We start from the raw sequence: 8,576 nt of genomic DNA on the forward strand, positions 1-8,576 counted from the left end.
TGAAGGTTAAAGACACCCTATGTACAGAAGTGAACCTTGTAATACGGTTAGGTTATTTATACGGCTTTTTAATGCCGGCACTGTCTGGATCCATATATTGTTTAAAATCCGATGCACTGGTTAGCTCAACAAAATCTTTACCTTTTATGACAATGGCATTCTTTAAAAAACTAGGGTTTTTATCCAATATTTTTAACCAACCATCATCGTCAAGATCAACGGTGTCTTCACCGTAAACATCTTTAAAGTCTGGGTGATCGGTGTTCACAAGATCAGAGATATTCTTGTTCAGGCCGTCTGCCAATTCTGCCCATTGGGTGCCGGTGACATTGGTTTTAGAAATGTCTATCGTTAAATGTTCTTTTTCAGATGACTGTACATAGGCATTTAATTGTTTGCCTATTGAGTTTTCTGAACTGTAGTATAATGTAATCTGTTTTTTATCCATAGCTATTACTCCCATTACTTTTTTTTAAATGTACTTACATCTAACGCCAGTAATTAACTCTTTTACTACTAAAAGTATCTTGATTGGATTTTTGAACACCAAAGCGTATTTATTTATCTTATATTGATGTTAAACTATTAAGAAGGTGGTAAATACTATTTTTTGGCTTGCTTATATAGCAGTAACTCTATGGAGTATTGTCAATATAATTTTTAATGGATCTAAGGCAACTAAAATGATTAGTTGGTCTTTATCCGTTATTGTTTTTCCTTTTTTAGGACCACTGTTATATTACTTGTTTGGCATCAACAGAAGAAAATTCAAGTTATTTAAACTAAAACAGACCGAGAAGCGAAAATTATATTCAGAAACCCACAAAGAGCTGGAGGGCGGTGAACAAAGTGTACATGAATTTGATGATTATAAACATGATAAGCTGGCCATCCTTATTCGTAAAAACAGCTATTTTGCACCTTATAATGGTAATAAAATAACCTTGCTCAATGATGGTGAAGAAGCTTTTGGAGCCATTTTTAAAGCGATAGAAGAAGCAAAGGAATTTATACACCTTCAATATTATATTTTAGAGGAAGGTATGCTTCTGGACAAGTTTCATGACCTATTTGCGAAGAAAATAAAAGAAGGTGTTGAAATTAGAATGTTATATGATTCTTTTGGAAGCAATTCTATGCGTGGCAAAAGAGTAAAAAGGTTTAAGGATTTAGGGGTAAAGGCTTTTTCTACCATGCCAATTCGGTTCGGGAATCTGTTGTTTACCTTAAATTATAGAAATCATAGAAAGATTATCATTATCGACGGTAAGGTTGGTTTCACCGGCGGCTTTAATGTGTCTGATAAATACATAAGACCAGTATCTGAACTTGGGGTGTGGCAAGACCTGCATCTTAAGATCGAAGGGCCTGCCGTAAACAGCTTACAACGTGTTTTTGTAAAGGATTATCATTTTGCGGGCGAGGAAGAATTGTTGCTTCAAGACAAGTATTTTCCAAAAGTAGAACCTATGGGTAGTACGGTAGCGCAAATAATATCAAGCGGACCAGATTCTAGGTATTCTGCAATTATGCAACAATACTTGGCAATGATCAATATTGCTACAAAGAGCATCTGTATAGCCAACCCTTATTTTATTCCGGGAGAACCGGTTTTAGAGGCAATAAGAATTGCTGCGTTAAGCGGAGTGGAAGTTACTTTGTTAACCCCAAAAATTTCAGATTCATTATTGGCACAATACAGTATGTTTTCAACTTTTGAAGCTTTGTTAGAAGTGGGTGCCAACATATACCTAAGACCAGATTTTTCGCATAGTAAGGTAATAATCATTGACGGTGAAATAGTGTCCGTAGGTTCTGGTAATTTTGACTATCGAAGCTTTGAGCATAATTTTGAAACGAATGCTATTTTATATGACAAAGAGAAGGCATCGCATATAGAAAGATTGTTTACAAGACACTGTACCGATGACGTAAAAGTAGATTTAGAAAAATTTAAAAAAAGGTCGCCGTTCAGTAAGTTTTTAGAAGGTCTTGCCAAATTCTTTAGTCCACTTTTATGAACACTTTCTTATTTAGTAAAAAATTAAACTTTCTAATCTTATTAATATTCAGTTTCCCAATGGTTGCATCTGCAAAACATACAATTCCAGAAGAAATTATCAACGAAGCAAAAATTGCACTTTCTCATTATCCAGAGCTTTCAAATGTTGCTATAGAATTTAAGTTTAAAAAGAACATTAAAAAGTCTACCATGCAGGCTCAACCCTCATTTTGGAGTGTTTTTAGGTCTAAGAAAAACAGGTCTTATAAAATATTGATCAGTGAAAGAATAAAGATTGCAGATTCTGTTTATTATACCAAAGACATGCCTTCAGAAATTATGATCGGCTGGTTGGGTCATGAACTTGGACATGTAATGGATTATCAACAACGAAGTGGTATGAATTTGATCGGTTTTGGTTTTAAGTATATCACCTCAGAGAGCTATATACGGGAGGCAGAGCGCCGTGCAGACTCTTTTGCAGTCAACCACGGTATGGAAACCTATATTCTTGCTACAAAAGAGTTTATTTTAAAAGAAGCTGGTCTAACACCGGCTTATGTTCAACGTATTAAAAATTTATACTTATCCCCAGAAGAAATTATGGTGTTGGTTGAGGAAAGAGATGCGTTGAGCAAAGGAAAATAAGTGCTAGTCGTGCTTGTTTACAAAAGCTTCCCACTCGGCAAACTTCTCTTCTTTCATAACACGTTCCATTTTTACTTGACCACCTTTCTTTTTGTTACTATCGTTCCAGTCGTAAAAAATATTGGGATCTATTGAAAATACCTTCACACCTTTTAACGCCTTTGACCTTGCAACTTTATAGTTCTTATTGGCAGCTTTTAAAGATTCATCTAACTTTTTAGCTAATTCTGCTGGGTCTTGGGTTGCATTGGTTCCTAAATACCATGTATGATAAAATCCATCTTCATATTTCTTTGCACAGAGAGTATATTCGGGTACCTCTATATCAAAAGTTTCCATGAGGTTCTGTAGTGCATCATCCAATTTGTTGACAGATAATTGAGAGCCTACCGTGTTCAAAAAGAACTTGGTACGCCCGGTTATTTTTATTTCCGCACGTTCCACATCGGTAAACTCGATCGTATCTCCAATAAGGTAGCGCCAAGCCCCACTAACGGTACTTATAATGAGTACATAGTTTTGACCCGTTTCAACCTCTGAAAGTGTAAGTGAAGGTGCATCTTGAGCAAGAGAACCGTCTTCTAAAATATAATCAGGACTAAAAGGAACAAACTCAAAATAGATTCCGTTATCAGTAACTAATTTCATGGCATCTGTCTCTGGCCTAGCTTGAAAAGCGATAAACCCTTCAGAAGCCAAATAGGTGTCAATTACCGTAACAGGCTTGTCCATTAAGGCGTTAAAGCTCTTTTCGTAAGGTCCAAAAGCTACGCCACCAGAAGTGTAGACCTGCAAGTTGGGCCATATTTCATGAATATTGTTCAGATTATGTTTTTTGATGACCTCTTTCAGCATTAATTCTATCCAAGAAGGAATTCCGCTTAGCGCACCAATATCCCAATCGGCAGCTTTCTCGGCAATTTTTGCAACACGTTCGTCCCAGTCATCAATTTTTGCAATTTCCTTTCCAGGTTTGTAATATCCACTAAACCAAGACGGAATATTACTTGCGCTTATACCGCTTATCTCACCTTCTAAATGGTCATCGTTTTCAACTAAATCCGTTGAGCTGCCCAACATTAAAATTCCAGTTTCAAAGAAATCTGCCGGAAGGTCAAAATTAGAGATTGCCAATACCTGCTTAATACCTGCTTGTCTAATTGCATTTATCATGGCATCGGTAACAGGAATACGTTTACTTGTTTTACCTGTAGTCCCAGAACTCAATGCAAAATAATCGGGGCTACCGGGCCAGGTTACATCGGTTTGGTCTTCGTGTAATTTATGCCACCATGCATCGTTGATCTGATTATAGTCAAAATATGGAACAGCATCACGAAACGCTTGCTGAGGATTGTCACCTTCTAGAATATCTTCAAATGCATAGGTTTTACCAAAAGCAGTGTCTTTTGCAGTTTCCAATAGGTTTTTCAGAACAGCCTTTTGATCTTCAATGGGGTTGTCGTCACCAGTAATTTTATCGGTAACGTTAATAATTCCTTTAATAAAGTTTCCTATGATATTCATGTGATGCAGTAGTTTTGGTTAGTACCGCTAAAATACTGTATATGTGAGGTAAAGATTAACCCTAATATGAATTATGTGGACTTTATTGGGTTGAAGTGTTCAGAGACAATATTAAAACTTAAGATATCATCTTATATGAATTTCTGGAAACCCTATTCATTTTGAAAATCTTTTCTTAATTCCAATTCCATTTGTAATTGTTCAAACCAAAATCCGTTTTGTTTTTGAATTTTAGAATCAGCTAATAATATTTCATTTTTTAGGGTTTCAAACTGTTCGTCAGAAAAATTAGAATTCATAAATGCGTCTTCTCCGTTTTCTTTTTGAACTCTTTCAATAAAATTCTTGTAAGCAATTAAGGAGTCAGTCATTGAGCTAAAATTTGTGTTGAAAGGTTTGGAGGAGAAATAATCTTCATGATCAAGAAATTCTATTCGATCATCTAATTCAGTATTTACAACGATGGGATCCCCGTCACTACAACTTCCAATAACTATGTACTTATCAAATTCAGGCTCTAAAAACTCATAAATTTTTGTCAGTTTATGGATTCCCTTGTGCAAATCATCTGAATCCGTCACAAAACTAAGAAATGGAGCAGCACTTTCTGGAAGTCCAACTGTGTTTAGAAATTGGATAGAGGCATCACGTAATCCAAGTCCATTTAACCTATTTATATTAATGGGGTTAAGTTTTTCTTCATTTGAAGTCCATAATTTTTTAAATTCTTCTGGTTTCATTTGTAAACGTGTAGAGAATAATTAATCTAAAAACTCAATCCTTAACTAAGCATAATAAGCACAGCTCCCACAGAAATCAACACCAAAATAATCCTATTAATTGGACTTGTATCTTTAGTAATATATTATTTGCCTACTATTTGAATTTTGCCACATTTTGCATGCGATGTCCAAATCTTAGATGACACAAAATTGTATCTCAATAGCATTTTCCAACTTTCATTGTGGTATCTATATAGTAGGGTGTAACCTTCACCTTTACAACGGTGGTTTTCAAAAACAAAAGTTTTAGCATATTTATAGTCTTTCGAAAATATTGGCTTAGAAATTTGAAAATATATATTATCTTCTTCATTAATTTCCTCGTCAATTTCCCAAGCTTTAACCAGTTCTTCGTTAAGTTTTTTATTTTCCCAAATCTTATTTTTATTCCAAAGAAGTTTTTTCTTTACTACTATAGAATGGCGCTTTTTATTTCTTAAAATACTATCGTATTTCTCGTGACTAATATTATACTTTACAAAAATGATACTCTTTGCTAGAGGTGGAGAAAATCTTTTATACTTATTACTAGACAGATATTTTACATTTTTTAAAGAGTAGTTTGTCCAGTCTATAGTTTTCTCATTTGATTTATATATCAAGTCTAAAGGAAAATTATTATCAAGTAATTTTAATTCTCTTATTTGATATTTTTGAAGCGAATCGTTTATAATAGGTTCTTCTAAACCTTCTTTAAATAATAAATATTGCTCAAAGTCTTTCGGGAAATTATGATCAATAACACTTTCAACTAAACTTGTAGTCATCGAATCTTGACCGAATATATTTAAGACAGAAAAAATTGAAAGTATTAAAATATAATTTTTCATCTAGTATCGAAAAAGGTCTTTAAAATTGATTTTTACACCAAAATAACTCAAACTTAAAAACACTAACTAAGCATAATAAGCACAGCGCCCACAGCGGTCAAAACCAAAATCATCTTTCTAAAGAATGCTTCCTTAATATATTTGATGAATTTTACACCTGCGAAAAACCCTAAAAGAATACCCGGTAAGAGCATCAAATTCAGTTGTAAAGTTTCAATGGATATGGTTTTCCAAACAAAAAAATGAAAGGGAAGTTTAATGATATTCACGATTAAAAACAACCAAGCGGCAGTACCAATAAATTGGTTTTTTGGTAAGCGCATTGCTAGAAAGTAAATGTTAGAAAAAGCTCCGGCCAAATTGCCCACCATAGTGGTTATACCGGCTATGGTACCAATAGCACCGGCAAATGTCCAATGTGAGGGTACATTCTTATCTTTTTTTCGGTCCCAATAAAACATCATGCCCACGGTAATGATAATTATGGTTGCCATGGCTATTTTAAAAAATTTTTCTGGCAGTTCATTTCCAATAAAAACACCAATGAGCAAACCTAAAAGCATCCACGGTAGTACTTTAAAAACATATTTCCATTGTGTGTATCGGTTATAATAGATTACCGCAAAAATATCCGCAAGCACAAGAAGCGGTACTACCATGCCTGTAGACTGTCTTGCGCCAAAAGCCAAAGCCATGATTGTAACGTTTAAAACGGCAATTCCTTTAATGCCCGCTTTAGATAATCCTATAATAAAAGTGGCAATAGACGCCAAGATCCAGGCCGTTGGGGTAATTTCAGTAGTTATTGATAGAAGCACGTGGTACGTTTAGCGTATTAGATATAAAAATGTCCTAAAATAATATATCTTTAACAATCAACCTAAAACCAACTTATGGAACTCAGTACGTTAGACTATACTTTTATTATAGTTTTCTTTTCCCTTGTCTTAGGCATAGGGTTTTATGTTTCAAAAACATCTGGTAAAAATTCGTCGGAGTTTTTTCTATCGGGCCGTACAATGCCATGGTGGTTATTAGGTCTTTCAATGGTGGCAACTACATTTTCAACAGATACCCCCAATTTGGTGACCGATATTGTGCGAACAAACGGAGTATCCGGCAACTGGGTCTGGTGGTGTTTTTTGATTACAGGTATGTTAACCGTTTTCGTGTATGCAAAATTATGGCGTAAATCAAATGTAAATACAGATTTAGAGTTTTATGAAATGCGCTACGGCGGTAAACCGGCAAGTTTTTTAAGAAAGTTTAGGGCAGTTTATTTAGGGGTGATTTTCAATGTGATAACCATGTCTGCCGTAACATTGGCAGCGATAAAAATTGGTAGTATTATGCTGGGCTTAGAACCTTGGCAAACGGTAGTCAGTGCAGGTCTTATAACGGTAACTTTTAGTGCGCTTGGCGGATTCAAAGGAGTGGTGTATACCGATTTTTTGCTATTCTTTGTTGCCATGGTAGGCGCAATAGGTGCAGCATATTATTTAGTGAATATACCTGAAGTTGGTGGTATAGAAGCGTTAATGGCGAATGAGAACGTAGCTTCAAAATTGAACATATTACCAGATTTCAGTAACAAGAAGGCATTAATTACCTTATTTATTATTCCCCTTGCCGTGCAATGGTGGAGTTCTTGGTACCCAGGTGCAGAGCCAGGTGGTGGTGGTTATATTGCCCAACGTATGTTGGCGGCAAAGGATGAAAATCACGCCATTGGGGCAACCTTCTTTTTCAATATTATGCACTACGCTCTAAGACCTTGGCCGTGGATTTTAGTGGCATTGGCTTCCATAGTAGTATATCCAGATTTGGCAAGTATACAAGAAGCTTTCCCAAATGTAACGGCAGATAAATTAGGTCATGATTTAGCGTATTCTGCTATGCTGACCAAACTACCTAGCGGATTATTAGGGGTTGTATTGGCATCATTGGTGGCGGCATATATGAGTACTATTAGTACGCAGTTAAATTGGGGGTCGTCATACATTGTTTTTGATTTTTACAAACAACAGATAAATCCTGATGCATCAGAAAAAAGATTGGTTGCAGTAGGTAGAATTTCTACTATTGTTTTAATGTTGTTCAGTGCTGCATTGGCGCTGTTACTGCAAAATGCACTACAGTTATTCGATATTTTGTTGGCATTCGGTGCAGGAACAGGATTGATATTTATTCTAAGATGGTTCTGGTGGAGAATTAATGCGTGGAGCGAGATTACTGCAATGTTTGCATCGGGTATTATCTCTATCATATTAAAATTGACTCCCGTAGGTGCTTATCTTTTTGCGACGGAAACTGGGGTGCTGCCAGATTGGTCAGAATATATATTCATAGTTGTGGTAACGACTGTCATTTGGTTAGTGGCGACATTTATGACCCAGCCTGAATCTAACGATACTTTAAGAAGCTTCTACAAAAAAATTCAGCCAGGTGGTCCGGGTTGGTCAAAAGTGGTTGCCGATGCAAAGACAGATGCAGTAGAAATTGTAAAAGATAAAGAGAAGTGGAGTGTTCCGGCCGGCGTAACGGCAATGTTGTTAGGGGTAATTCTTATTTATTCTATAATGTTTGCAACAGGATATTGGATCTATGGTAGAACCACACAGGCTATTGTTTTAACCGTAGTTTCTGCAATTGCAGGTGCATTGTTGGTAAAAGCTTGGAATCGCTTAAAAGGGAATATCTTATAATGCGAAGATGAAAAAGGATAGAATTTTATCGGTCGATATCTTTAGGGGAGCCACTATCCTTTTAATGGTCTTGGTAAATACA

8 protein-coding genes are annotated in these 8,576 nt (G+C 35.6%); 3 read left to right on the forward strand and 5 right to left on the reverse strand.

Annotated elements, in window-relative coordinates:
* Positions 1 to 52: 52 nt before the first annotated feature.
* Positions 53 to 463, reverse strand: a complete 411-nt coding sequence (locus QZ657_RS14545; protein WP_276470669.1) for an arsenate reductase family protein — start codon at positions 461 to 463, stop codon at positions 53 to 55.
* Positions 464 to 593: 130 nt separating this feature from the next.
* On the opposite strand from QZ657_RS14545, the gene cls reads away from it, so the two are divergent.
* On the forward strand, positions 594 to 2,021 hold the full coding sequence (gene cls / locus QZ657_RS14550; protein ID WP_291967820.1) for a cardiolipin synthase: 1,428 nt from the start codon (positions 594 to 596) through the stop codon (positions 2,019 to 2,021).
* Positions 2,022 to 2,080: 59 nt separating this feature from the next.
* Positions 2,081 to 2,650 (forward strand): hypothetical protein, encoded by a 570-nt coding sequence (locus QZ657_RS14555; RefSeq protein WP_276470671.1) that lies wholly within the window; start codon positions 2,081 to 2,083, stop codon positions 2,648 to 2,650.
* 3 nt (positions 2,651 to 2,653) lie between these two features.
* On the opposite strand, the gene QZ657_RS14560 is transcribed toward QZ657_RS14555, so the two are convergent.
* From QZ657_RS14560 to QZ657_RS14575, 4 genes are all read right to left on the reverse strand, one after another.
* Positions 2,654 to 4,177: a GH3 auxin-responsive promoter family protein gene (locus QZ657_RS14560; protein WP_291967821.1), complete on the reverse strand. Its 1,524-nt coding sequence runs from the start codon at positions 4,175 to 4,177 to the stop codon at positions 2,654 to 2,656.
* A 152-nt stretch (positions 4,178 to 4,329) separates the two neighbouring features.
* Entirely contained in the window at positions 4,330 to 4,917 is a 588-nt protein-coding gene (locus QZ657_RS14565; protein WP_291967822.1) for an SUKH-4 family immunity protein, read from the reverse strand.
* A gap of 125 nt (positions 4,918 to 5,042) precedes the next feature.
* The gene (locus QZ657_RS14570; protein WP_291967823.1) at positions 5,043 to 5,789 is read right to left on the reverse strand and encodes a hypothetical protein; all 747 of its coding nucleotides are present in this window, start codon (positions 5,787 to 5,789) and stop codon (positions 5,043 to 5,045) included.
* A 62-nt stretch (positions 5,790 to 5,851) separates the two neighbouring features.
* On the reverse strand, positions 5,852 to 6,607 hold the full coding sequence (locus QZ657_RS14575; RefSeq protein ID WP_276470675.1) for a sulfite exporter TauE/SafE family protein: 756 nt from the start codon (positions 6,605 to 6,607) through the stop codon (positions 5,852 to 5,854).
* Between the two features lie 75 nt (positions 6,608 to 6,682).
* Here QZ657_RS14575 and QZ657_RS14580 point away from each other — a divergent pair, with 75 nt between their 5' ends.
* Positions 6,683 to 8,494 (forward strand): sodium:solute symporter family protein, encoded by a 1,812-nt coding sequence (locus QZ657_RS14580; protein ID WP_291967824.1) that lies wholly within the window; start codon positions 6,683 to 6,685, stop codon positions 8,492 to 8,494.
* Positions 8,495 to 8,576: the final 82 nt, after the last annotated feature.

The sequence above is a fragment of the Maribacter sp. genome (genome assembly GCA_020629415.1).
Classification (GTDB): Bacteria; Bacteroidota; Bacteroidia; order Flavobacteriales; family Flavobacteriaceae; genus Maribacter; species Maribacter huludaoensis.